Annotated in this window: 26 protein-coding genes; 10 read left to right on the top strand and 16 right to left on the bottom strand. The window is 54.0% G+C overall.

The genetic code is table 11. From position 1 onward, the window contains the following. Positions 1 to 60 precede the first annotated feature (60 nt). The 7 genes from CKL79_RS18935 to CKL79_RS18905 form a co-directional block, all read right to left on the bottom strand. On the bottom strand, positions 61 to 2,796 hold the full coding sequence (locus CKL79_RS18935; RefSeq protein ID WP_121971122.1) for a hypothetical protein: 2,736 nt from the start codon (positions 2,794 to 2,796) through the stop codon (positions 61 to 63). A gap of 20 nt (positions 2,797 to 2,816) precedes the next feature. Then, positions 2,817 to 3,149, bottom strand: a complete 333-nt coding sequence (locus CKL79_RS18930; protein ID WP_121971121.1) for a hypothetical protein — start codon at positions 3,147 to 3,149, stop codon at positions 2,817 to 2,819. A gap of 133 nt (positions 3,150 to 3,282) precedes the next feature. After that, on the bottom strand, positions 3,283 to 3,948 hold the full coding sequence (gene radC / locus CKL79_RS18925) for a DNA repair protein RadC (protein WP_121971120.1): 666 nt from the start codon (positions 3,946 to 3,948) through the stop codon (positions 3,283 to 3,285). An 89-nt stretch (positions 3,949 to 4,037) separates the two neighbouring features. After that, positions 4,038 to 4,535 carry a hypothetical protein gene (locus CKL79_RS18920; protein ID WP_141242243.1) on the bottom strand — a complete coding sequence of 166 codons (498 nt, stop codon included), beginning with the start codon at positions 4,533 to 4,535 and terminating at the stop codon, positions 4,038 to 4,040. Positions 4,536 to 4,691: 156 nt separating this feature from the next. Beyond that, entirely contained in the window at positions 4,692 to 5,189 is a 498-nt protein-coding gene (locus CKL79_RS18915; protein WP_121971118.1) for a hypothetical protein, read from the bottom strand. A gap of 72 nt (positions 5,190 to 5,261) precedes the next feature. Beyond that, entirely contained in the window at positions 5,262 to 6,179 is a 918-nt protein-coding gene (locus CKL79_RS18910) for a zincin-like metallopeptidase domain-containing protein (protein WP_121971117.1), read from the bottom strand. 117 nt (positions 6,180 to 6,296) lie between these two features. Further along, complete coding sequence (locus CKL79_RS18905; RefSeq protein ID WP_141242241.1) at positions 6,297 to 6,788, bottom strand: hypothetical protein; 492 nt, start codon at positions 6,786 to 6,788, stop codon at positions 6,297 to 6,299. 163 nt (positions 6,789 to 6,951) lie between these two features. Between CKL79_RS18905 and CKL79_RS18900 the strand changes: the two genes are divergently transcribed. The 3 genes from CKL79_RS18900 (at position 6,952) to CKL79_RS18890 (ending at position 8,545) form a co-directional block, all read left to right on the top strand. Continuing rightward, on the top strand, positions 6,952 to 7,320 hold the full coding sequence (locus CKL79_RS18900) for a hypothetical protein (RefSeq protein ID WP_121971115.1): 369 nt from the start codon (positions 6,952 to 6,954) through the stop codon (positions 7,318 to 7,320). Further along, on the top strand, positions 7,317 to 7,748 hold the full coding sequence (locus tag CKL79_RS18895) for an HNH endonuclease signature motif containing protein (RefSeq protein WP_121971114.1): 432 nt from the start codon (positions 7,317 to 7,319) through the stop codon (positions 7,746 to 7,748). Before CKL79_RS18900 ends, CKL79_RS18895 begins: the two co-directional genes overlap by 4 nt. Positions 7,749 to 7,927: 179 nt before the next feature. Continuing rightward, on the top strand, positions 7,928 to 8,545 hold the full coding sequence (locus CKL79_RS18890) for a Uma2 family endonuclease (protein ID WP_121971113.1): 618 nt from the start codon (positions 7,928 to 7,930) through the stop codon (positions 8,543 to 8,545). Between the two features lie 136 nt (positions 8,546 to 8,681). Here the strand turns inward: CKL79_RS18890 and CKL79_RS18885 are convergent, their stop codons facing one another. Beyond that, positions 8,682 to 9,737: a DUF932 domain-containing protein gene (locus tag CKL79_RS18885; protein WP_121971112.1), complete on the bottom strand. Its 1,056-nt coding sequence runs from the start codon at positions 9,735 to 9,737 to the stop codon at positions 8,682 to 8,684. 278 nt (positions 9,738 to 10,015) lie between these two features. Here CKL79_RS18885 and CKL79_RS18875 point away from each other — a divergent pair, with 278 nt between their 5' ends. Both CKL79_RS18875 and CKL79_RS18870 read left to right on the top strand, forming a co-directional pair. Beyond that, positions 10,016 to 10,252, top strand: coding sequence for a DUF4160 domain-containing protein (locus CKL79_RS18875; RefSeq protein ID WP_121971110.1), 237 nt, complete (start codon positions 10,016 to 10,018; stop codon positions 10,250 to 10,252). Beyond that, positions 10,249 to 10,581 carry a hypothetical protein gene (locus CKL79_RS18870; protein WP_121971109.1) on the top strand — a complete coding sequence of 111 codons (333 nt, stop codon included), beginning with the start codon at positions 10,249 to 10,251 and terminating at the stop codon, positions 10,579 to 10,581. Before CKL79_RS18875 ends, CKL79_RS18870 begins: the two co-directional genes overlap by 4 nt. Before the next feature lie 95 nt (positions 10,582 to 10,676). Here CKL79_RS18870 and CKL79_RS18865 read toward each other — a convergent pair whose 3' ends face one another. From CKL79_RS18865 to CKL79_RS18835, 7 genes are all read right to left on the bottom strand, one after another. Continuing rightward, positions 10,677 to 11,231, bottom strand: a complete 555-nt coding sequence (locus CKL79_RS18865) for a hypothetical protein (RefSeq protein WP_121971108.1) — start codon at positions 11,229 to 11,231, stop codon at positions 10,677 to 10,679. A gap of 95 nt (positions 11,232 to 11,326) precedes the next feature. Continuing rightward, the gene (locus CKL79_RS18860; RefSeq protein ID WP_121971107.1) at positions 11,327 to 11,677 is read right to left on the bottom strand and encodes a hypothetical protein; all 351 of its coding nucleotides are present in this window, start codon (positions 11,675 to 11,677) and stop codon (positions 11,327 to 11,329) included. A gap of 45 nt (positions 11,678 to 11,722) precedes the next feature. Further along, positions 11,723 to 12,091 (bottom strand): hypothetical protein, encoded by a 369-nt coding sequence (locus CKL79_RS18855; RefSeq protein ID WP_240518967.1) that lies wholly within the window; start codon positions 12,089 to 12,091, stop codon positions 11,723 to 11,725. 41 nt (positions 12,092 to 12,132) lie between these two features. Then, complete coding sequence (locus CKL79_RS18850; protein ID WP_121971106.1) at positions 12,133 to 12,420, bottom strand: hypothetical protein; 288 nt, start codon at positions 12,418 to 12,420, stop codon at positions 12,133 to 12,135. Positions 12,421 to 12,497: 77 nt separating this feature from the next. Next, on the bottom strand, positions 12,498 to 13,382 hold the full coding sequence (locus tag CKL79_RS18845) for an N-6 DNA methylase (RefSeq protein WP_121971105.1): 885 nt from the start codon (positions 13,380 to 13,382) through the stop codon (positions 12,498 to 12,500). Between the two features lie 48 nt (positions 13,383 to 13,430). Continuing rightward, positions 13,431 to 13,829 carry a hypothetical protein gene (locus tag CKL79_RS18840; RefSeq protein WP_121971104.1) on the bottom strand — a complete coding sequence of 133 codons (399 nt, stop codon included), beginning with the start codon at positions 13,827 to 13,829 and terminating at the stop codon, positions 13,431 to 13,433. Positions 13,830 to 13,948: 119 nt separating this feature from the next. Next, positions 13,949 to 14,398: a hypothetical protein gene (locus CKL79_RS18835; RefSeq protein WP_141242240.1), complete on the bottom strand. Its 450-nt coding sequence runs from the start codon at positions 14,396 to 14,398 to the stop codon at positions 13,949 to 13,951. A gap of 478 nt (positions 14,399 to 14,876) precedes the next feature. On the opposite strand from CKL79_RS18835, the gene CKL79_RS18830 reads away from it, so the two are divergent. Continuing rightward, entirely contained in the window at positions 14,877 to 15,452 is a 576-nt protein-coding gene (locus CKL79_RS18830) for a hypothetical protein (protein ID WP_121971102.1), read from the top strand. Positions 15,453 to 15,529: 77 nt separating this feature from the next. On the opposite strand, the gene CKL79_RS18825 is transcribed toward CKL79_RS18830, so the two are convergent. Beyond that, the gene (locus CKL79_RS18825) at positions 15,530 to 16,681 is read right to left on the bottom strand and encodes an HNH endonuclease domain-containing protein (RefSeq protein ID WP_121971101.1); all 1,152 of its coding nucleotides are present in this window, start codon (positions 16,679 to 16,681) and stop codon (positions 15,530 to 15,532) included. Positions 16,682 to 16,947: 266 nt separating this feature from the next. Between CKL79_RS18825 and CKL79_RS18820 the strand changes: the two genes are divergently transcribed. The 4 genes from CKL79_RS18820 to CKL79_RS18800 all read left to right on the top strand — a co-directional run bounded on the left by CKL79_RS18820 (position 16,948) and on the right by CKL79_RS18800 (position 22,044). Continuing rightward, positions 16,948 to 18,021, top strand: a complete 1,074-nt coding sequence (locus CKL79_RS18820) for an HNH endonuclease (RefSeq protein WP_240518966.1) — start codon at positions 16,948 to 16,950, stop codon at positions 18,019 to 18,021. A gap of 44 nt (positions 18,022 to 18,065) precedes the next feature. Next, positions 18,066 to 18,395: a hypothetical protein gene (locus CKL79_RS18815; protein WP_121971100.1), complete on the top strand. Its 330-nt coding sequence runs from the start codon at positions 18,066 to 18,068 to the stop codon at positions 18,393 to 18,395. A 665-nt stretch (positions 18,396 to 19,060) separates the two neighbouring features. Then, the gene (rnc, locus tag CKL79_RS18805; RefSeq protein ID WP_121971098.1) at positions 19,061 to 19,771 is read left to right on the top strand and encodes a ribonuclease III; all 711 of its coding nucleotides are present in this window, start codon (positions 19,061 to 19,063) and stop codon (positions 19,769 to 19,771) included. Positions 19,772 to 19,845: 74 nt separating this feature from the next. After that, positions 19,846 to 22,044, top strand: coding sequence for an ATP-dependent RecD-like DNA helicase (locus CKL79_RS18800; protein ID WP_121971097.1), 2,199 nt, complete (start codon positions 19,846 to 19,848; stop codon positions 22,042 to 22,044). The last annotated feature ends 144 nt before the right edge of the window (positions 22,045 to 22,188 follow it).

Below are 22,188 nucleotides of genomic sequence, written 5' to 3'. Positions count from 1 at the left end.
AGAGTTGCTTGGGTCAATCAGCGATTTGATGACTTGTTTCCCCTCGTCCCTTCGAGCGTTCTAAAGCACCCCTCCCACAACACCTAGATGCGCCCGGCTCGCCCTGTGGTCTTGCTTCACCCGAACTGTCCAGTTTGGCTGTAGCCCTTCTGCTCGCCAGATGGGTAACTTGCCTTGCGCGTCCTGGATATTTTGCAGCGTCAATGCTCTACTGTCTGAGCCGGTGACCTGTAGGGTTGGCTTTTGGTCTTCAGGTCGCCGTTGCCGGTGTCTCGCTTTTCCCTTGATCGCCTTGGCCATCAGGCTGTTGTAGTTCTGGATGATGGCCTTCGCCTGCCATTCCTGCTGCTGGGTGTCGGCCATCGGAAAGATTGACTGAAACTCCTGATGCAGGCGTTCTTCTAGCTGAGCGTCACTGTAGTGCTCATTGACTGTCTGCACATTCCAGGCAATCGGCTCCTCAGTATTGGTGGGCATTTCTTTGCCACCTACATACACTTCTGGATTATTCTTGCTTTTCCTGAAATCATCCTGCTTATATTGCAGGGCAACTACGAACTTGTGCATCTCTTCGTTAATGCCTTTAGCACTTTTGGCCATGTCCACGGCGGTTTGTAGGTTGGCGGCGTTGGGGCCATTGGCGACTTCCAAAAAGAGAGTAGAAGCTGCATTCAAGTAAGTTTCAGAAAACGCCTGCCTTTGCTCAGGCATTTTGTATCTAGACAATAAGTTTTTAGAATTGGCAATATGCGCTATTCGCTCTGTGTAGAAAGGAGAGAAGCCTTGAGAAGTCAACCAATCGTCATCAGGAATAGAGATTTTTCCTCTGTCCACCTTAGCGAGTAAGTGTTCGCAATGTCCTGAAACTTGCTTCAGTATCTCTTCCTTCTTCTCATCGGGCGCATACCTCATCTCTAGCGCTAATGCCTGCAATGACATCCCTGCATTAGCTACTTTCCCTGTTGAATTATCGGCGGTGATCTCCCATGCTCTCCAAGTAGCAGCAGCGTGAGATTCTCCTTCCTGCCACGGATGCTTTTCCTTTGTCTGCTTAATGATTTCTGGGGGTCTGACCTCGGGTGCATTCTTTTCGGCAAACTCCTTGACCGCTAGCGGATGCTCATCTGGTGTAAGGCGGTCTTCCTGCCCCTGCTCTAGCTGCATCATCATCTGCTCAAATAGCGCTCGGCCTGCCTCGTACTGCTGCGCTGGCGGTAGCGCTTCAACCGCTGCTAACCCAGCCCGAATCTGCTGCGGTAAGTCAGGCACAGTTGCCTGATAGCCGACAAAAAAGCCATTCATGTCACCGTCAAAGTCAGTAATCGCTATATTCTTTGCAGTCCAGGGCGGTAGATAAGCAACCCCCTGCTTTGAAAAGGCTTCTCTATCCTGCTCTCGAATGATTTCAGTATTGTTGATGGCAATTGCTGCTGCCCCCACGTTTGGGAAAGGGGAACGGTAGTAGGCGACGATAGCGCCGTGGGGCAAGTCTTTGTTGCAGACCTCCCAGGGCTTGAGCTGGCTATGGTGCTGGGCCATCGCCGATGGCACCGACGTACCGTTAGTAGCCAGTCTCAGCCATTCGCCCCGAACATAGCGCGATAGGCCATCAACTACCTTGGCCTGGCCTGTGAGCTGGCCGTATTTATCGGCGCTCAAAGCGTCGTATAGCCAGCCTGGACGGGATGCTTGAAGCGCTTCATTTTCCAGTTCTTGATACGGGCGCGATCGCTCTTTTTCCTTATGCTCCATATAGCGCTGGCTCAGAGCGGCGAAGTCTCCTGTCACCTGGGCCAATTCCTCGGCCTGCGCCTGAACTTTAGGATTCACCTCTAGCCGCGTCGCCTCCGGGATGGTGTATTTAACCTGCGGACCAACGGACTGCTGACCATACTGGGCGATCGCCTTCCGGTTGATCCAAAAATTAGAGACCTCTTTGATTCCCGGCGCGGCTAACCTACCGTCGTCGCCTTTGATGTCGTTGCTAGAGATGATGGCATCTACACCTAAGCGGTCGCACCAGTAGCTGCTTGCCATCGTCCCCTTGGCAATTCCAGGTAAGTCGGGGCTGGCCGCTCGAAACTGAACCACGCTGCGGCGTGCTAAGGCTTCCTCCTGGCGATCGCTGATTGCGACAGCCGTATCTGCTGCTGACATCTCTTGAAAGAGTGTAGAAAAGTCGCCACTTACGCCTGACTTTTCAGCCGCCTTGAGCGCTATTGTTTCGCGCTCTTCGCTTGTCTGTAGCGATCGCATCGTGCTGTGAGTCACCAGCATCGTGCCGTCGCCCATTTTGTCGTAGAGCGAGGAGAGCTGATCTTTAGAAATAGGGCGACCACTTTTACCGACCAGCGGTGTCGGACTTTGTGACCTTCTCTCGTCATCAATTACCAATAGGCGAGCGGATTGAAGCGTCGTAGAGGCCACACCATCTGAGGCAATTAGACCGCCGTAGGCGACCGAATTGTGAGGAGAGTTACGGTCGTTGGCATAGATGGGCGTGACCGTCTCGCTACCTTGCGTCATCAGCTGAGCGGTATCAGGGTCGGTAAAGTAGCCCTCACTGCCGCTACTAAAGGAAAGTACTCTGCCTTCAGATTCCAAGCGCAGACGGTCTGAGTCATGAATGCTCTCGTAGAACCTGGCCACAGAGAACTGAGCCTCTATCCCGTTCGTAGAAAGCCAGTATTCCAGGTAGGCATGTTCCACCTGTTTGACAGCAGGCTGTTGGCTACCCTCAAGACTCTCCTGAATCGGTTTTCCGGTCTTAACATCGAACCGTTCTATCTTAAGCATTCTTGCTTATAAAAAGGCTTTCAAAGAGGTTTTTTGAACTCATATATGTGCGGATTAGGCGGGGCATCTTTACCTAAACGATGCACTTCCATACACCAACGCGCACCGGCTAAGGATGCCTGAAACTCTTCATCCGACATCGGTGGCCCTTCAGGAATCTCTTCTACCGGTTCCAGCGGCGTAAAGTCGTAATCTGGATCATTATCAGGATCGTAGTCGTCGTACAGAACGCCCGCCGCCACCAGGTCATCGACGCTAGCACCGCTCGCTAGCTGCTCCTCTACAGACAGATCGCTGGTGGCATACTGATGCAGGTCTGCATCCCTGCCGAACGATGGGTCTACGTCGCTCATGTCCTTGCTTAGTCACAATGTTTTTAATGATACTTGAGCGGACAAAAGTGAGCCGTTGCTTCTAAAAATTAAAGTTCAGAGAGCTGAAACTGCCTGTTGGTGGCTGTTCTACTCTCTGAACAAGATTGATACGCTAATTAGACTCCGCCCACAGACCAGTGGTTTGACGGATAGAGACATACTCGCCACCCGAGACAACCAGATGGTCTAGCACTGGGATATCTAACACCTTGCCAGCGTCAAGCAGCAGCTTCGTCAGCTGTAGGTCTTCGTTACTGGGATGCACGCTGCCAGACGGATGATTGTGGCCGATAATGCATCTCGTGCCGCCCACCTGTATGAGCCACCGAAAGATATCTCTGGGATGAGCGCAGGTCTCTGTCGCCGTTCCCGAAGAAATCACTCTCATTGAGAGGATGCGATGTTTAACATCTAGCGCCAGCACCGCGAACTTTTCAACGGGCTCCCAGGCAATCTCGCCGAACGCCTGAACAGCAACTGCTGGATCGTCAACTATTGTGCCTACCTCAGGAGCCTCTATGTACAGCGCCTTGCCCAGTGCCAGAGCACTTTGCAGGCGCTTCAGTCCTTTCGGGCCGAGTCCTTTGATCTGAATGCTGCCGCCGCTCAGCGCCTCGCGCAAACGGCCCTGAATGTTGCGCTCAGTTGGGTGCTCATCTGGCCGCAGCAGACTGCTGACTATCTGCGCCCCGAGCGCGGGAGAGCCGACAATATCGCCGATCAGCCGACCGGTTACTGAGGCAACGGTGTAGGTGGCTTCTATATCTTTCGCTTTCATCGCATTACCTGCTTACGTCAGCGCCTCAGTGCGAACGCAAAAAGAAAGCTCCCTGGCGGGAGCAGCTAGTGGGAGATTCGGGTTAGCGATTAACGCTCTACGCCAAGGTCGCAATCTGGCGTAGAGCGGCTCAAAGCAACGTAGTCAGCTACGGTGATGTGCTCAAAGCTCAGCAGCTTTGAAGCATAGGGAGAGCCTTGCCACAGGTAGAATTCGCCATCCCAGTCGCCGAGCGAGCCAAAGAACCTGGCGGCGATCGTTTCCGCTACATCTGCTGGCTGGTCGTCCAGCTCACCGTGGGCGGTCGCATACCGGATGTACTCCTGCGTTCCGACTAAGGTCAGTACCGTCACCAGCAGGTAGAAGGCCGCGACCGGCACCCCAGCTATCAGCGCCAGCTCTGTAGTCTGGAAGATCTGGATAAACCCGTCTGGGTTGGGTTCAGCGCCAACAGATTTAGGTAAATCGGCAAATCTGATCTGAACCTGCTGGCGATCGCTCATCAGTACGCAGCCATATCGCCCGAATGCTAAGCAGCGTGGCGCGATGACTCGTACTAACTGTCCGGCTTGAAAGGGTGTGGTCATCGGAAAATCCTCATTCGTCAGCCCCTCGGTGCGAACGCAAAGAGAAAACCTCACCCCGATAACGGGTGAGGCTGAATGCGCGAACAGCGTTGTCTTAAGCGGGTTCCTGTGAACTCAAACCAGCATTCTCCAGAGCAGCGAGCCTGCGCTCTACGCTTATTCTTCAGGCGCACTCCAGTCGGCATCGGCTAGCATCTGCGCCCAATTCGCAGCGGCTTCTTCCGCAAAGAACGGCATATTGAGCCAGCATTCAGCTTGTTCAGCCATCTTTTCGGGCGTGAACTGCGCCATTACATCTTTGAGTCTATCGCCGTAGCCCCTTCGGTGCGCTTCTTCAATCACGAGTCTCAGAATTTGGGCATTTGATACTAGACGCAGTTCTTTCGCGTCCAGATCTTGCCAAATAGCACCATACTGCTCTGGGTCACCAGCAGCATAGAAAATACCACAGCGAAACTTACCTTTCCACGTCTTGTTACCGGGAAGAGGACGGGGCGCATTGACGACTATCGCTCCATCTTCTTGAGCGAGTCTGATTTGCGAGGCAGTAGAGCCTGGCATTCTAGCGTTGCCAGCGCATTCGTTGACCCAGCGTATTGGCAGGTTCAATCCAGGTTTATCAATATTCATGTTGAGAATTTCCAAAAACAGCATGAGCAGTGCTCAGCCCCTCCTTGCGAAGCAAAAAGAAGACCCCCACCGGGTAAACCGGTGAGGGCAGGGCTGTTAGCAGGCTTCAGGGCTAGTAGGTTGTTCGGCGCTTAGCCCGGCAGTCTCCAACAGCAAATCTGCGGCAGCTTGAGCCCGGCAATAGGCCCGGAAGAACGCCTGCTTGTCGTCAGCAATGAGCCGCATCCAGCTAGCCAGGTAGCTGGCATGGTGCTCCAGGTCAGGCTGGATGCCCAACCCGCTACAAACGAATGCTGCCGCCATGTCCGCAATCAGTTCCTCAAAGGCATACTGGGGCGTACCTTTGACACCAGACAGGTCACGGCTCAGACGGCTAGCGTGGCCAGTGCGGTGGGACAGCTCGTGAATCGCAGTCGCATAGTAGGCTTCAGGCGTAGAGAAGCTCTCGTATGTCGGCAGATGAATCTGATCGGCTTTCGGCGAATAGCAGGCCCGATTGCCGCCAAAGACGATCTCTGCCTGCTGCGCTGCGATTAGGCTCTCAGCTTCAGCAATCCGGGGCTCAGTATTGGGTTCACCGCGATAGCGCTCGATGAGATCAGCGCACTTCATAGACGCATCTTCATCGGTAAAGCAGTCGAGGTTATAGACAGCGATCCACTTGCTGAACCGATAGTACTTCTCGCTCGTCTCACCCGTCTCTGGATCGACTTCATCTTGCTTGCCGGTGCCGCCCAATCGCAGCCAGGTGGCTTTGCTGCCTTTGGTCATCGTCAGGCCCATCTCTTTGGCTTGATTGAAGCCGACGAACAGGGTCGATTCATAGCCGCGAGTCATGACGCTGACTTCGGCTAGCACGGGATTCAAGCCGCTGTAGCGATGCCCGCTATGGGCATTGCAGTAAGGCGTGGTAGCCCAGCCGCGAGCCCAGGGCACCGTCCCCTGTTGCAGCAGCGCCAGCAGCTGATCGGCGACTAGCTGGTAGTGGTCAGTTTTCTGTTTTGTTCTAGGCATTGAATTGCGCTCAATGAATGTCAATGCCCCCGTGCGAACGCAAAAAAAGCCAGAGCCTCTCTGGAGAGAGAAGCTCTGGCTAGTCGTGCAGGTTGCAGGTATCTATAGGCGAGCGGTCTAGCTGTCGTCAGCCGTGCAGTCGCTCAGCCCGCTACGGAAATTGACGTACTCCGCGAGCGAGATCTCATGCCAATCCTCAGCTAGGACGAAGTGTTGACAGCCGAAGCGGTAGACCTGTTCATCCGCGTCCCACTGACCGCCGTCAAGCCAAGCCTGAGCAACATCATCTACTACCTGTCGCTGCTGCTGTCTGGACTGGCCGTGAGCCAGACAGTGATGCACATAGCGGCGGTCGCCCCGGCGCTCAACGACAGTCACGAGCAGATAGAAAGCAGCAGCGGGCACATCATCTACAGGCGACAGCTCGCTGCTCTCGAAGATGGCTAAGCTGCCCGCAAAGCTTTGAGAGAGGCTCGCTGCTTTGGGTAAGTCAGCAAACTGCACCTTCACCCGCTGCGGCGCGGCCATTACCACCTTTGCAACCCGGCCATAGGCGAGGCTGCGAATTCGGGTGACGCGCACAAGCTGTCCCACGTTGAATCTAGTCATCAGAAAATCCTCATTCAGCAGCACCTCCAGGCGAAAGCCCGATTAGCTGAGCGCAGGGACTATGCCCCTTTCGTTGCAGGCTCCGAAATAGAAACCTGTTCATAACATCCCGGCGAATCACAAAAAGCTAAAATATGAGATACAGGCACTCGGCGAATCTTTTATGGCTCAATCTATCAGCCTTGATATTCCAGATAGCATTGTCCAACAGGCTCAGCAGCTTGCTAGCCAAACCCATCAACGCCTTGAAGACATTCTCTTAGAGTGGCTCACTCATAGCTTCACGGAGCACCCGGTCGAAACCTTACCCGACAGCCAGATCCTTGCCCTCTGCAATATGCAGCTCGATGAGCAGCAGCAAGAGACGCTTAACATATTGACCGAGAAGCAGCGCGAAGAGGAAATCACCTCAGCAGAAAGTCAAGAACTGCAATTCCTAATGGGGCTTTACCGCCGTGGCTTACTCCGTAAAGCCAAAGCACTCAAAGTTGCCGTTGAGCGTGGCCTTATTCCCCCTTTGAGTGCTGCATGAGCCGATATATTTCAGCAGAACTTTCTCAGCGCATTCGAGCATCGGCTCAAAACCGCTGCGGTTACTGCTTGAGCCCACAGCGGCTGGTCATGGCACGGCTTGAGATTGAGCATATTATTCCGCTGATCAAAGGCGGCAGCAATGATGAGTCCAATCTTTGGCTCGCCTGCCCTTTGTGCAATGGTCACAAAGCCAGCAAGGTCGAAGCTGTTGATCCAAAAACAGGAGAAACGGTGCCGCTGTTTAACCCAAGAACTCAAAGCTGGGCCGAACATTTCCGCTGGTCAGGTGATGGAACCCAAGTGGTAGGTACCAGTCCCACTGGAAGAGCTACTGTCGCCGCACTTTGTTTGGATAGCGACTTGGACGCAATTGCAGTTCGTCAGTATTGGGTTGAAGCGGGCTGGCATCCGCCGGAAGCAATTTAAAGAATTACACGGCGCGGCTGGCTTCTCCACTCAATATTCGGCGGGGGATGCTACACAGCGGTGGCGAGCTGCCGTCAACGTAATGGCGGCAGCTTGTGTCCATCTCTACGGGGGCTGTCTGCCTGATTTTGCGGTTTTGCTATACTCCGAATGACATCGCTGCGGTAAGGAGCCGGGTAATGACTGTGAGCTATACGGCTGTTCGCTACAAAGATTACCGAGCGTACCTAGCATCGGACCGCCTCCCTGATGGCCATTTCCGCTTGCTGAGCAATGGAGAGGTGATCGAGTTGCCGCCTGAAGATGAAGAGAATTATTTCATTGCTGATGAATTTGCTGAGCTGTTGAAACGGCTGCTGGAGAATAGGAGGCTGGTCAAAAGCTCCTCCACTGAATTACAGGTTCAGCCGGTGGGCGACCGCCGGGTTAACCGAGAGCCTGACCTGCTCGTGCTGCGCCCCGAGCATCTTGAGCTGATGGCTGAGATTAAGAAAAATGCAATTCTTTTGGGGATGCCTGCGCCCCTGTTTGTAGCTGAAGTGGTGAGCCCAGGCAACGAAAGCAGTGCTAACTATCGCCGTGATTATGAATGGAAGCGGCAACAGTACGAATGGTGGGAGATTCCTGAGTATTGGATCATTGATCGCCATCGGCAGCAGGTTGTGGTGTTGGTTCTCAAAGATGGTAGCTACGAAGAGACGCTCTATCGTAATTCTGAGGTCATTCGCTCATCGATATTCCCAGCTTTGCAGCTAGCAACAGACAGATTGCTATCCGGTGAAGTCTTAGAAGATTGAGACCCCAATAGTCTCCTTAAAAACATTAGACCAGCGGCCTTATAGATAGCTGGCAGGGTTCCCTCTCGGCATTCCTAAAAGAAAACCCCACCAGTGTTACCTGGTGGGGTTGAGGTTCGGTATTCAGCTAGGCTAACTACACAGCGGTGGCGAGCTGCCGCCATTGCGCCGATGGCAGGGACATCACAGTTGCGCCCATCTCTTCCAGCTCAGTTGCTCGGTCATAGGACTCGATGTCTTGAGCAGTGCGGGTGACCGCGTTCAACAGTCCCCACTGGCTAAGGTCGCCCCCTTGAATCAGATGCTGGAGGACGCCTGTGCTTTCGCTCTGCTGTAGCTTGAATTTGTCAGAGAGCAGCTCGACTGCCTTCACCGGGTTGCCTTCGATACGGCGCTCGGTCGTCTGCCGCATCTGCGCCACCAACGCCTCGAACTTAGTGCGATCCACCGCGTCACGCACCAGGTCTTGCACCTTCAGGAAGAAGGCGGCGTTGTCCGCTTCCAGCGTCTCGTCTGAGAACAGCTCATAGGCATCTGGGGTATCGGCAGCGGCCCGGCCCAGGTGAGTGAACCGATTGCGAGCAGAGCGGTCAGGAGTGACCATGCCGTTCATGCACACGAGACGGTAGACGAGCGGCTCTACCCGCAGTGCGCCCCTGCCAATCTCCGAGTTGGAGACGCAGACGCCCGCCTGCACCGGGTCACCGACTTTCACATCGGCCTGAATTTTAGCGGTGACGACCTTCAGGTACATCCGCGTCTCGGTCAGCTCGCAGGAGACCACCTGAGCACCGTCCATTTGCAGCAGCGTCGGCAGCACCGCTTCAGCCAGGTCGAAGTTATCCAACCGGCGATAGCGGCGGCTGAGGAAGGCGCGAGCATCGCTGCCGAGGGTGCGAATCATCCGCTGCTCCGGGTTGCTCTGAAACCAGTGATTGACGTTCGCTTGTAGCAGCTCAGGGGCGTCAGTGCGCATCCGCTCGTAGTACTTGGCGGGAATGCCGATGCGATCTCCAATCTGCCGGTGCGCGTGCGAGGTGATGTCGAAGGATGACGCGGCATCGTTAGCGATTGCTAGCTGACCCGCAGGTGTCATCTCCAGGGCGCGAGTGTCGGCCACGTAGTCTTTCTTCAGTGACTGCTGAGCCTCCAGCGCTGTCGCCATCTCAGTCAGGGTTCTTCCAGTTTTCATGATGTCAATCCAATTGCAGACTCCTTACGCAGGAGCCCTGTTCATCCCCCCCTTGCGAAGCATCCTTCGCCTGAACGTTCAAATGACTGGGGAAAGCCTGGAACAGCCGCTGCTTACGCACGAAAGGTCTGCAATCGTCGATCATCTGAGAAATGTGCCGCTCCTCCTTTTGCTAATATTGTGGAGTTGATACCTGCTGTGGTCTATCTCTAAATAGTCGTCCAGCCCTTGTAAATATGGCCTTAGAGCGGAACTAATTAATTCAAGATTTTGAGCGAATGGCTGAGATATTCAGACTAAACGGCTTTCAATTTTTCATGCCATCGAACGACCACGAACCGGCGCATGTCCATGTTCGCAACGCTGAGTTCAAAATTAAGATCGACATATCCGGCAGTCAGGCTAAGTTGATGGATGAAAGCAGTCAGGACAAAAAACGTCAAAAGCAAGCCCTTAAAATTGCCAATAACAACTTGGCATTACTCAAATCTGCCTGGGAGAAAAGGCCAGAATGAAGAACGTTATCGCTGCAACTATAAAGGCTGTACGGACCAGGTTCATAGCTGAAACTAGACAGCTAGAGATCGTCTTTAACAATGGCGCTGAGTATCGTTGGCCGGTTGACGCTTTGGAGATGCTGGTTTTTCGAGATGGAGAGTGGTTGAACCTACAACCCAGACCGAGTGACGACCAGCTCAGAGATGTCGAAATCTGGCCAGATGGCGAGATAGTAGAGTTTTCTCAGATTAGCCAGGGATTTGAGATAGCAGAGCTAGTTCGTGGAAAGTTGGGCAGTGAAGCCTGGATGCGGGCGCTCCTAGCAAAGAGAGAAAGTGCTACATAACCTGACGCCTTCTCTCTCATTCACGTAGGACGGCGCAGCAAAAAGAAAATCCCATCCGAGCAGTGGATGGGAGGGCTTTCAGTATTAGCGGGTAGTTACTGGCGAGTGGCCAAGGCTTCGTTCACATTGCAAATGGCAGCAGTTGAGATCGCCTGCCAGTCATCTGTGTTCTGCCAATCGCTCTGGATCTGAATGCCGTTGTGGTCGCGTAGCGAAACCGCCAGCGTTTTATCGCCTGTATTCAAGGTCTTGAGGTAGGTCGCTAGCTGGATAGGCTGTGCCAGTAGCTCAGGCGAGGTCATGGCAAAGGCAGCCAGAATCGTCTTGCTGAAGAAGCAGTCATGGCCGGACTCAAACGTGACGATCTCGTCTGCTCTCATCACCAGATGAAACTTGCGCACTGCTTGCCCCCGCCGTTCTACGGTAGGAAAGCCGATGCTGACAAGCTCGCCACGAAAGACGGGCTTTTGCGTGATGGCAATGCCGTCATGCAGGCTGTACCAGCCGTCGCCGTTACCTTTGACCGCGTTGCAGTAGACCTTCAGGCCATAGTCGAAGAAGCCTCTGCTGACGGTGGGCTGATTTCGACTTTCCAGTGCAATGGCAATCCGCGCCAATAGCTCATTAAATTTTGCGATGTTTGTACTCATAGCGGTACTCCTTAAATTAGAACAGGTCACTTCAATGCCGCCTTGCGAATGCAAAAGCCCCTCGCGTTAACGGCAAGGGGCTGAAGGGAAGCACGTTAGCTGGGTAGCTTTGCCTGTGCGAACTCGAAGAACTTGGCGACGGCCTGTTCGAGCGTCAGCGTGGGTTCAAGCACACGATGGTAGACATTGTTCTCTCTGTAGATATCCAAGCTGTACTGGTTGCGCTCCAGGGTTGATGTGCATAGGCTAACGCCGTAGCTCTTCTCGCCGACTCGAAAGCGAAAGCTCAGGCCGAAGGGCAGCATATTGGCAAAGGCTGGCCACGAGCTGAGGATCTCAAACTGGCTGGCTCCGACCTGCTCTCGTAAGTACCAGGTACCGCCGAGCGCTTGCAGGAGGGTGTTCGGTATGGCTAGATATGCGGCGGCTGCTTCTGCATGAGTCATGGGATTGTCACAGAGACGTTACCGCCTCTGCTCCTGAGTGTTTGCTTAAAACGGAATTTCTTCTGCGTAGAACCGGCAGCGTTCGGCATAGTCCTGTGACATCTGCGGCAGGTCAGCCGCTGCTCTGGCTGCGCAGAACCCGGGCGAAAGCTGGGTGGTGCCATCGGCTAGATGCAGTCGCCTGGCCGGTCGCCAGTTGACGCACTGAGGACAACCCTTGGGGATGGGTGGATAGGTGGGCCAAGGCTGCTGACTCTCAGCCCAGACCGCCCAATCATCCTCAAGGGCTGCTCTTCTTTCCTGCTCGCGCTCGTAGTCGGCAGTCGCTGGGTCTATGGTCATCGGGATTTCTCCAAATGCTTCAGACCCTCGCTGCCAATGCAGCGCCATCTGCTTGTCGGCACTTAAAAGCAAAGCCCTCGATGTGCTCACATCAAGGGCTTGAAAGCTGCTGGCTACGGCAAGTCGCCATCCGCGTAGTTGAAGATAAAGAGATAGGCACAGAGCGTCTCTTCATTGCACTCGCCGACAGAAGCTAGATAGAGGGGATGCCTCAGTGTCTGTGTTCGCTTATCCCAGTAGCGCCAGAGCCACCGTCTAGCGCGTCTCAGCAGCACCTGTTGTTCTTCAGTGCTCAGGGATTGGATGTAGGCCGGGATGGTGGGCTCCAATAACGGCAACTGCAAAAGCTTAAGTTGGGCCAGATGGACATGAACGATGTGGTTTTCCAAATGCTTTTTCACTCTGCTTCCTCCAGTAAAACAAACGTCACAGAACCCCTGCGAAAGCGGCTCTGTGACGTAGATGGCTATTGGCGTAACTAGGAACCGAACAGAGTCATCTGCCGGTCTAGAACGATGTCGGACTGAGGATGATCTCGCCTCTTTCTTAGCGGCTCAACGGCGAACTCGTCCATGTCGAAGAGGGTTACTGATGGCTCGGGCACTGGGGCGATCTCACAGTCTTCTGAGGGAGCCGCTTCTTCAAACAGGGACCGCACTGCCTGCACGAGCCGCTGAGTTCGCTGCTGCGTCTCGTGCCACTGATGGAACAGCCGTAGTTGCGGGGTAGGGCGATGTTCCCAGTACTCATCCGACAACGTATTGCCGTGGCGGACGACTGCCTGAAGGCCCATTGCTGAGAGCTGGATGTAGGCCATGTTGAAGGCATCCCGACTGATATCGGTGCAGTCGAACTGAAGATGAGCGCATGGATCGATACCCTGGCTAGCGACTTCTTCGGCACTGGCGATCACCAGGGCACCGGCACCGACGGCGGGCTCGGCTAGGGTGATCACGCCTTTCTCTTTGACTTGAGCCGCGATGTTGCCCAGGGTCATCTTTGCCATCGCCCGGCACAGATGATAGGGCGTGAAGAACTGACCGCCTTGTTTGTTCAGCAGCTCGGCTTCTCCAGCCATCTCGCCTAGAAAGTCGCCGTAGCCCGTATGATGTGCGATCAGGGTCAGGCTCAGCATCTCCGAGAGGACGGTCAGATCATTTTTGCTGTAGGGCTCAATCGCTTCCATATAGCGCTGCTCTAGTCTTTCAAAGGCAGCATCCTTGGCAAGTTCGCCGCTTTGGTACGGCAGTTGATGGAGGGTAATGGCTGCAATCTCTAGCCAGTCGCTGAATGTCCGATGCGGTGAACGGCTATGGCTGAGACCTTGTAGCTTCGAGAGGAACGGTTGCTTTTGGCTGTGCATGGCTTTCGCGGGGAATGCGTCATGCACTCACCGCGAAAGCGTTCGGTTCTAGCTGATGTCTATCGGTATCGCTGCGGCATCTATGGCCCAGCTCAATTCATAGTCGAGGATGGCTTTGAGGGTCGTAGGGGCAATCACCCGCCAGCAGCACTCTGGATACTGCGTTGCTATGGTTTCAACAAACGGAACCCTCCACCAGCCGTTGAGCACAGGAACAGCCTGCACAGCGTCGGTCAGCCAGTAGCGGACAGTCTTGACAAGCTGTAGCAGCAGCCAGCAGCAGGCGTAGCCGATGAGGTAGCCTGCGAGCGTTGCTAGACCCGCTGCGAGCGTGAGGATGGCCTCTCTGTACTGCTGATCAAAAGTAGCATCAGACCAGTCCTGCCATGCGTCTAGGGCATGGTTCCAAGTGGACTCAGCGGAAGTAATGGAAATAGTTGGATACATTGTTAAAAGCCTCAAATGTGTGGATGGAGAAAGATGGGCTCACGGACGTAGCGATACCGCTGGCAGACCTCTCTCATAGAATCGGCGCAAGTGCGCCTTGTCGCAGACTGATCGCGTCACTACCCGCATTGAGTGCGTAGCTCATTTTCTCGGGCGATCGCTTTCTCTTGAGCTATCCAGCCGAGCCGCTGACCGGGATTGATGTTGCAAGTGGCCTCGTGAGCAACGATGCAGACGCCATAGTATTCAGGATTCTCCACCAGCTTCTCCTGATACTGCTCGAAGAAGAACAGGGGTGCCTGGCGCAGAATGCGTGTCCGCAGTCGTGTCAGCCGGGTGCGCTGCTTCGTTAGTAATGGTCGCTGCCGATAGGGTTGCTCAGGTGCGCTGGGTCGTTGTGCTGGCACTGGCCGTTGCTCAAAGAACCCCGGTGAAAGTACCTTTCGGGCAGCGATGAAAGCGGACGTAGGCGCATCGGCTATGCGTGGGTAGTAGAGGCCGGTTGCGTAACGGATGGCGGCTTGGAATGTCGTGTTGTCTTCCACAGGAATGCCTCTGGGATAGGTCACACAACCAGCGCCAACGCGCTTCATTCTTTCACAACTGCGTAGGCAGGCTACATCGGTATAAACTGAGATACGCTTGAGTAGCGGGCATCCAGCGTTTGCAAACTCACAGGCCAATCACTCATGGAGCCTGTCACCCCAGAACGAATAAACCGAGCGATCTCTTGGTACCGGCAGAACAGGGCAGATATAGCAGCAGCAATACCGCTACAGACACAGGGACGGTTGTTTAAGGTAGGGGGCCAGATGCCTTAGAGCGCTTAATTGCCTCGTGGGAGGTTGATCCTTCGCCAGTTAATCTGGCAATTATCTACATCTACAGGCCAATTGTCCTGGTAGCGCAAGCTCTGAAGGCAAAGGCACAACCGCAAGAGCCGCCCGCTGAATAGCGCGATCTATTGGTAATTTCTGGTCTTGTTGTTTTGAGCGATAGTGAGATACCATTGTTGGCTGTAAGAGAACCATTCAACATTGATAATCTATGTCAACAACTGTATTACCCCAACTGCGGGAGATAGAGTCAGACCTCGTGACTCAAGAAGCAACCCTGACGGCGCGGCTCGAAGAACTGCGTGAGCAACTGCGCGGCGTCAGGGCCGTGATGCCCATGTTCGAGGGTGCTGCTACTTCTACAGTAGAAGCGCCAGCCCCGGCTACTGAAGAGGCCGTAGAAACAGCCCCGCCTGCTGCCGTCCCATCTGTAGAAGAACCGGCTCCCGAGGAAGCAGAGCAACCCGCGCCTAAAGCGAAAGCGAAGCGAAAGCAGGCAACGTCGAAGAAGAAGAAGGCCGATGGCCGCACCGCGTCGTGGCAGAAGTACACCCGACCAGGGGTAAAGAATGAATCTATTCCAGATGCGGTCAAGCTGATACTGGAGACGCAGCCAAAGAAGGACTTCAAGATAGCAGAAGTGATGGACGCCCTATTCCAGGAAGGAATGCCGAAAGCGCAGTACCTGAAGGCGCGTAACCGGATATCGAATGTGCTATCAGGCGGTGTTCGTGCCGGTGATTGGCATCGGGGAGAGAAAAGTACCTACCGCTTGAAAGCAGCTTAGATTGCCCTCCGCCTGGTTGTCTTTCCATGAAGATATCAGGCGGGCGATCTCGCAGCCTTCTTGGGAAACCGCGCAGACTAAAATCCTGCTAAGTTTCGCGATTCGGCGACTTCTTCCACTAAGTCTGCCACTGCATGAGCCAGCTTTGCTGTGAAGGTAGTGCCTGACTGCACTCTAGCGAACCGCAGCGCAGCATCTTCTTCGAGCACCTCTATAAGTGCGGAGGAGTTGCCATACCTCAGATAGGTTTGCTCTAGGTGAGGCCGGGCCACCGCTAACCGCTCGGGTCTGGGCAACCGGTCTCGCTTCTGGTGAGAATTGAAGTTGGGGTCAGACGGTACCAGGTTCCAAAGCTCGTTGGTAGGATAGACCGCTATTGGTAAGATATGGTCGAGGTCGTAGGCCGTCCCCTGCCTTAGTTGCCGCTCAGTCCAGGGGCAGGTGAATTCGGCACCTTCCATCATCAGGATGTCGATCTGGTTGCGCTCCCAGGTCAGCGGGCGGCGGTTGTCGGGGCGAGCAGTCAGTAGCGAATAGATAACACCCCTATCGACGCCAGATACTCGCCCAGTAAACAGGCACCATTCATGGATGCACAGGGCCTCTACCCAGAGAGACATTTGCCGAAAAGTTGTCCACAGCTCGAAGGGGATGACCAAACAGCGATCGCTCGGCTTTGTGCCAGGCACGGCAACGGTCTGCCGCGAGATTGCACTGTAGGCTTGGGGCCTTTTGAAGACGCTCCAGTGACCCGGCCCGGCATAGCGGATGGGCATTTCTAGGGTTCGAGCAATGGTGGCGATCGCCTGTGAGGAAGCTTCTGACAAGCTCTCAGGATAGTTCTGCCACTTTCGAGTTGATCTCAATTCGTTAATCAGGAAGAATCCATCCGCCGGATTCTTCAGTCCCCCGATGACCTGTTCCCACTGCTGTCTCAGCGCTTGCAGTGCCGGTCTGAAGGCCATATCGTTGCGAGTTTGACCATCACGCTTTGCCTGTGGCCCCTGCTGGATAGGCATATCCGGATCAACGAAGGGCCAGTAGTAGGCAATCCAGAACTTTGCCAGGAGCTTTAGCGGCACTGCCACGGGCGATTCATAGGTTCTCAAGTCTGCGTAAGTCAGTACGACATCGTTGATCGCTCGCAGCAGCGCTATCTTGTAGCTCGTCACCTTCGAGTCGTGCTTAAGGATAGTGCTGATGACTTTGTCTGAAGCGATGAGGCGCACTGGCTAGCCGTTAGGGGAAAAATGGAGACAGCGTTGTCCTATCAATAGTACTGCTTATGTAGTGATGTCCTGGAGCAATACAGCCAAGACTTCAGCCGTTACGGAAAGCGCTGTCTCCATTTGAGTAAGGTTCATACTTTTGCAAAGCCCTGACGAAGGGAGCTGGCATAAGCTATCGCTACTGGTTTGTAGGAGGCAAGCTATCGGTAGAGTATGGTTCCATTCACTGTCCTTGTTCTTTTTGGCTCCTTGACCTAGCGCATCTTATGAACGTATTCGAGCAAGCTGGCAAGCTAGCAAGTGCAGCATTAGCAGCAAAACAGCAGGTTGATCAGAGCTTGGCGAAAGGGGCTGAAGACTTAGGTACTGCTGTCAGCTCAGCTCAGCAGGCAGGCGGGCACGCTCAGCAGCAGCTTGCAGAGATAGGCCAAGCGATCTCAAACTGGCAGAGCGAAATGGCTGCTTTCGGCACCTCCGGCATGGTCGTAGCCAATGCCCTGAAAGACCTGCCGCGCACTGCTCAAGCGCTGGCTGAAGAAATGCCGAAGTTAGCGCGTCGGCTGCAAACAGCAGGTACTCGATTGGGGGATGCGCCGCGTGCGGATATCGATGTCATGGGTCTGTTTGAGAAGATTCCAGGCACTTCCAAGCTGGGCGTAAGCGAATGGGACATGCGAGTGTTCCTATCGGACAAACACGGTAGTCACATCTACCCCCACTCCAAAGGCGGCAGCAACGGCGCGAAAAACATCGTATGGGAAGTCGGCGCTGACAATGTTCGTCGGGGTGCCGAGACGATGACCGGGAGCGAGCAGCTCTATATCCGCTTTTATAATGCGGTAGATTCTATCCTGAAGAACTCTACGACCATCGCTAAGCTGGGTATTACAGCAACTGGGACGGCTGTGTTGACGCAGGCGATAGTGACAGCACTGTCCTACACCTTAGATCTGCACCGAGGCGACATCACCCCAGAAGCGTTTAAAGGCAAAATTACCGAGGCGGCTGTCAGCGCAGGGATTGCGACGCCACTCTTCTTTGTGATATTCATCGCGGTGATGGCGCTGTTTCCTCAAGTCGTGGTTGTCCTATCAGCGCCTGCGGTTGTAGCGGGGTTCAATGCGCTGTTTGGTATCGGCGTTGCCTTACCGATTGTTCAGTCTCTAATTCGTCACGTTGAGGCCGATGGCTTTGGACGCGAGATAAAGGAGCAGTATCAAGCCGCGACCTCACATGGAGAGGCTGTCATCCAAAACTCATCGCAAGCATTACAGCAGCAATGGCAACAGTTTTTCGAGAAGCCTTCAGCAATCGCTGAACCGGCAGTCGAAACGACTTAAGCTGAAGGGCACTCTATCGCCATAGAAATTCATTCAACGGCGGCATGGATAATTCGGTAGCAGCCTACAGCCACGATGATAACTCTATTCCGCTCGGCTATGAGATTCCAGGGGAGCTGTACGAGGAAGCGCTCACGCAGCCGCTCACAGTGTTGAATGAGAAAGGAAAGCATAGACTGACCAGGTGGGGTGCCATTGCCTACGAATATGCCTTTGAAAAAGCCCTCGCCCATCCAGAGTTAAGCGCCGAGCAGCAAGAGAGCGTCGTTGACAGCCATTTCCCTGGTGAGCTACTGACAGAGGGGTTGAAGAAAGCCATCGACCACTACGGCGCGACGCTGATTTTTGATGAGAGCGAACTGGCTGAAGATTGAAGAAGATTTCGTGTTGATTTTTGTCAGAATGGTGAACACTTCAAGCAATTATCTTTTAAGTTCATCGACAGTATTGACAATTTAATTTAGCTGTGTTCCAATGTATGACATGTAACGAATATCAATTCCTAGATGTTCGTCTCATGGGCACTATCTCTGTTCCTCAGATAAATGTATCCCCAGTATTCTGGTCTGGCGTTTATCTGAAATGAGAAAATCTATTTTGGGTAAATGCTGGTTCAGCCTACTGGGGTTGCGCTGATGTGAGGCTTAGAGATAGTACGCTTGAGACGTTTATTCATAGGTGTTAAGCCAGCGCTCTCTTATGTGGGAGCGTGTACTGCTGCTTGCATCTGATGTTCTGTTACTACGAAAAACAGTAGTAAATGGAAAATTCAATATGGCGATGTCTCAAAAGCAAAAAAGGGCTAGAAAGACCTGTCTGCTCAAAGACTATGGCCCGCGCTGTTGGTGGTGTCAGTGTGCCCTACCTGCTAAGAAGCTGACTCTCGACCACTTGATACCCCAGAGCAAAAGCGGTTCTCACTCTTTAGAAAATCTGCGGCTCGCCTGTGTCCCTTGTAATAGCGACCGTGGCAATAGTCTCAATCCACCTAAACGGCTCTTCTCACTTAACTCAAATTCAACTAGCTCGGTGAGAAAACATGCATAAGCTCCTACAGTTCAAAGATGAAACACTTCTGCGTCGGGCACTAACTCACCGCTCGTACCTCAATGAAAACCCTGGAGAAGACGGTGACAACGAGCGCCTAGAATTTCTCGGCGATGCCCTGCTCACTTTCATCAGCGGCGAGTATCTCTATCAGCTCAAAGATGAGATAGGAGAGGATGAAATGACTCGGCGGCGAGCGGCGCTCGTAGATGAGAAGCAGCTTGCCAAATTTGCAACTGAAGTCGGATTAGATTTTAGGATGCGGCTAGGGCAGGGGGCGATTCAAGAGGGAGGCTATCATAATCCTCGTTTGCTTAGCAGTACATTTGAAGCCGTCGTCGGAGCCTACTATCTGGACAAGAACCGGAATATCGAGACGGTGCGGCCTCTCTTGGAAGAACTGTTCGACGATGTATTCAAAGACCTCACACCCGTCCGCTCTAACAAGGGAATCGCACCAGCTCGCTCTAATATTGACCCAAAGAACGAGCTACAAGAGATTGTGCAGGCGAATGGTGCAAAGGCCCCCCCCAAATATGTTACGGAGCAGATAGGCGGGACAGATCATGCGCCTGAGTTTCACTCTAGGGTGTACGTGGATGGTGTTCTTTATGGGGAAGGTCGAGGGTCTAGCAAAAAGAAGGCCGAGAAGCGGGCGGCTGAGGATGCGATTGCTAAGCTGAAGAAACGAGGGCTGTTGTAAATCGAGAGCAGTGCCTTGACGCCAGTTCTACTAAAATAGGACGTAAGTACTACATCGAGTCTGGCGTTCAAGGCATGAGCGAGCAACCGGCTGAATACCTGCAAGGCGTCGTTGACCGACTGACGTTTCATTCAACGGAGTCTGGCTACACCGTGGCCAGATTCAAAGTGCCGCGTACAGCAGAACCTGTGACCGTCATCGGCAGCTTCGCCAATATCCAGCCGGGTCAGACGCTGCATCTCACCGGACAGTGGCGCAATCATCCTAAGTACGGCGAGCAGTTCCAGGTCTTTCAGTATCGCGAAACCAAGCCTGCGACCTTAACCGGATTAGAGAAGTATCTCGGCAGCGGTCTGATCAAAGGCGTTGGGCCAGTGACGGCAAAGCGCATCGTGGCTCACTTTGGGCTAGAGACACTCGACATCATCGAGCAAGAGATTGAGCGCTTGCAGGAGGTGCCGGGGATTGCCCAGAAGCGCGTGAAGATGATCCAGACGGCTTGGGAAAGCCAAAAGGTAATCAAAGAGGTGATGCTGTTTCTTCAGGGGAACGGTGTCTCGACGACCTATGCGGTGAAGATCTTCAAGCAGTATGGTCAGGATGCGATCTCCGTCGTTAGCCGTAATCCCTACCAGCTCGCTCAAGATGTCTATGGCATTGGCTTCATTACAGCCGACACCATCGCCCGCAATTTAGGCATTGAACCAGGCTCCCCTTTTCGCTATCGCAGCGGCCTAGTGCATGTGCTCAATCAGGCCGCTGAAGAGGGTCATTGCTTCTTGCCCCAAGCTGAGCTGGTCGCCAGTGGCGTGAAGTGTCTGACGTTAGAGGAGCATCAGCCGAACCCGCAGCAGCTAGAGCAGCTAATCGCACAGATGGGGCAGGACAGAGCACTGATGCTAGAGCCGCAGGTAGAGCGCGTTGCCTGCTACGCGCCACCGTTCTATCAGGCGGAGCGGAATCTAGCGGTGCGAGTGGAGACGCTATTAGCTGCGCCACTCAACGCTGATATACCTAGAGTCAAGCAGTGGATACAGCGATTCATTGCCGCGACTGGAATGCCGCTTTCGCAGCAGCAGCAGCAGGCGGTAGAGATGGCGGCAAGTCAACGGCTTGGTATCCTTACAGGTGGGCCAGGAACCGGTAAGACCTTCACGACGCGCACCATCGTGGCGCTGTGGAAAGCGATGGGCAAGTCGATTGCCTTAGCTTCTCCCACTGGGCGAGCGGCTCAGCGGCTCAGTGAAGTGACTGGCAAAGAAGCAACGACGATTCACCGGCTGTTGGAGTTCGATCCTAGCAAGATGCGCTTTAAGCGAGACAGCGATGACCCGCTGCCGGTCGATGCGGTGATTGTAGACGAAGCCTCGATGCTCGATCTGTTTCTGGCGCATTCTCTGCTTAAGGCCATCCCACCAACGGCTCAGCTATTACTGGTGGGTGATACTGACCAACTGCCTAGCGTGGGGGCCGGAAATGTATTGGGGGATCTAATCGACTCAGCGCAGGTGCCGGTGCTACGACTAACGCAGGTATTTCGGCAGGCGCAGAGCAGCCAGATTATTCAGAATGCCTATGCAATTAACCAAGGAAACTATCCTGCTTTGGAACCCGTGTCAGCTTCGCCTGCAACGGATTGTCTGTGGCTCGGTGCGCCAGAGCCGGAAGATGGCGTGCAGGGCATTCAAGAGATTATTGGAGAACTGATGCCAGCACTAGGGTTTGATCCGGTCAGGGATGTGCAGGTACTATGCCCGATGACCAGGGGCGCGGTGGGAACGCGCAACCTAAATCAAGTTCTGCAAGCAGTGCTCAATCCCCCTACCCCAGAGAAGGGTGAGATTGGCCGAGGGGGGCTGATTTTGCGGGTGGGCGATCGCATTATTCAGCGGGTGAATGACTACAATCGAGAGGTGTTCAATGGCGATCTTGGTACGGTTGTGGGTATTGATTTGGAAGAGCAGGAAGTCACCGTCCTATTTGGTGAGCGTCATGTCACCTATGACCGAGCTGACCTGAATGAGATTACGCTGGCCTGGGCGGTAACGATCCATAAAAGTCAGGGCTCGGAATATCCGGTCGTGCTCATGCCAATGTACATGCAGCACTATCTGATGCTCAGCCGCAATCTGCTGTATACCGGGCTAACTCGGGCGAAGAAGCTGGCAATTCTAGTAGGGCCGAAGCAGGCGATTGGGCTAGCGGTACGGCAGGTGAAGGCGCAGGAGCGCTACACGCTTTTGAGTCAGCGACTGACAGGCGAGGTGGGGTGAAGGCACAGTACGAAGGAGCGATCGCGCGGAGAAGCGGTCGTACAACTCCCATCGTCAGCACTAAATTAGTATGAGCGGCAGTCGGGAATCGCGCTGCCAAAAGGCAGGTCAGGAACCATCTTGTAGTCCCTGAAGATAGGCTGT

It is taken from the genome of Leptolyngbya sp. BC1307, assembly GCF_002286735.1.
GTDB lineage: Bacteria > Cyanobacteriota > Cyanobacteriia > Phormidesmidales > Phormidesmidaceae > Phormidesmis.
This window is presented reverse-complemented; position numbering and strand designations above follow the sequence as displayed.

What these genes read in the sequence shown, in the direction of transcription:
- CKL79_RS18845 (WP_121971105.1), bottom strand. Translation starts at nt 13,382, where the DNA reads ATGCACAGCCAAAAGCAACCGTTCCTCTCGAAGCTACAAGGTCTCAGC.
- CKL79_RS18815 (WP_121971100.1), top strand. Translation starts at nt 18,066, where the DNA reads ATGGATAATTCGGTAGCAGCCTACAGCCACGATGATAACTCTATTCCG.
- CKL79_RS18910 (WP_121971117.1), bottom strand. Translation starts at nt 6,179, where the DNA reads ATGCCTAGAACAAAACAGAAAACTGACCACTACCAGCTAGTCGCCGAT.
- CKL79_RS18895 (WP_121971114.1), top strand. Translation starts at nt 7,317, where the DNA reads ATGAGCCGATATATTTCAGCAGAACTTTCTCAGCGCATTCGAGCATCG.
- CKL79_RS18920 (WP_141242243.1), bottom strand. Translation starts at nt 4,535, where the DNA reads ATGACCACACCCTTTCAAGCCGGACAGTTAGTACGAGTCATCGCGCCA.
- CKL79_RS18820 (WP_240518966.1), top strand. Translation starts at nt 16,948, where the DNA reads ATGAACGTATTCGAGCAAGCTGGCAAGCTAGCAAGTGCAGCATTAGCA.
- CKL79_RS18875 (WP_121971110.1), top strand. Translation starts at nt 10,016, where the DNA reads ATGGCTGAGATATTCAGACTAAACGGCTTTCAATTTTTCATGCCATCG.
- CKL79_RS18870 (WP_121971109.1), top strand. Translation starts at nt 10,249, where the DNA reads ATGAAGAACGTTATCGCTGCAACTATAAAGGCTGTACGGACCAGGTTC.
- CKL79_RS18930 (WP_121971121.1), bottom strand. Translation starts at nt 3,149, where the DNA reads ATGAGCGACGTAGACCCATCGTTCGGCAGGGATGCAGACCTGCATCAG.
- CKL79_RS18800 (WP_121971097.1), top strand. Translation starts at nt 19,846, where the DNA reads ATGAGCGAGCAACCGGCTGAATACCTGCAAGGCGTCGTTGACCGACTG.
- CKL79_RS18830 (WP_121971102.1), top strand. Translation starts at nt 14,877, where the DNA reads ATGTCAACAACTGTATTACCCCAACTGCGGGAGATAGAGTCAGACCTC.
- CKL79_RS18935 (WP_121971122.1), bottom strand. Translation starts at nt 2,796, where the DNA reads ATGCTTAAGATAGAACGGTTCGATGTTAAGACCGGAAAACCGATTCAG.
- CKL79_RS18885 (WP_121971112.1), bottom strand. Translation starts at nt 9,737, where the DNA reads ATGAAAACTGGAAGAACCCTGACTGAGATGGCGACAGCGCTGGAGGCT.
- radC (WP_121971120.1), bottom strand. Translation starts at nt 3,948, where the DNA reads ATGAAAGCGAAAGATATAGAAGCCACCTACACCGTTGCCTCAGTAACC.
- CKL79_RS18860 (WP_121971107.1), bottom strand. Translation starts at nt 11,677, where the DNA reads ATGACTCATGCAGAAGCAGCCGCCGCATATCTAGCCATACCGAACACC.
- CKL79_RS18890 (WP_121971113.1), top strand. Translation starts at nt 7,928, where the DNA reads ATGACTGTGAGCTATACGGCTGTTCGCTACAAAGATTACCGAGCGTAC.
- CKL79_RS18865 (WP_121971108.1), bottom strand. Translation starts at nt 11,231, where the DNA reads ATGAGTACAAACATCGCAAAATTTAATGAGCTATTGGCGCGGATTGCC.
- CKL79_RS18840 (WP_121971104.1), bottom strand. Translation starts at nt 13,829, where the DNA reads ATGTATCCAACTATTTCCATTACTTCCGCTGAGTCCACTTGGAACCAT.
- CKL79_RS18900 (WP_121971115.1), top strand. Translation starts at nt 6,952, where the DNA reads ATGGCTCAATCTATCAGCCTTGATATTCCAGATAGCATTGTCCAACAG.
- rnc (WP_121971098.1), top strand. Translation starts at nt 19,061, where the DNA reads ATGCATAAGCTCCTACAGTTCAAAGATGAAACACTTCTGCGTCGGGCA.
- CKL79_RS18915 (WP_121971118.1), bottom strand. Translation starts at nt 5,189, where the DNA reads ATGCTGTTTTTGGAAATTCTCAACATGAATATTGATAAACCTGGATTG.
- CKL79_RS18905 (WP_141242241.1), bottom strand. Translation starts at nt 6,788, where the DNA reads ATGACTAGATTCAACGTGGGACAGCTTGTGCGCGTCACCCGAATTCGC.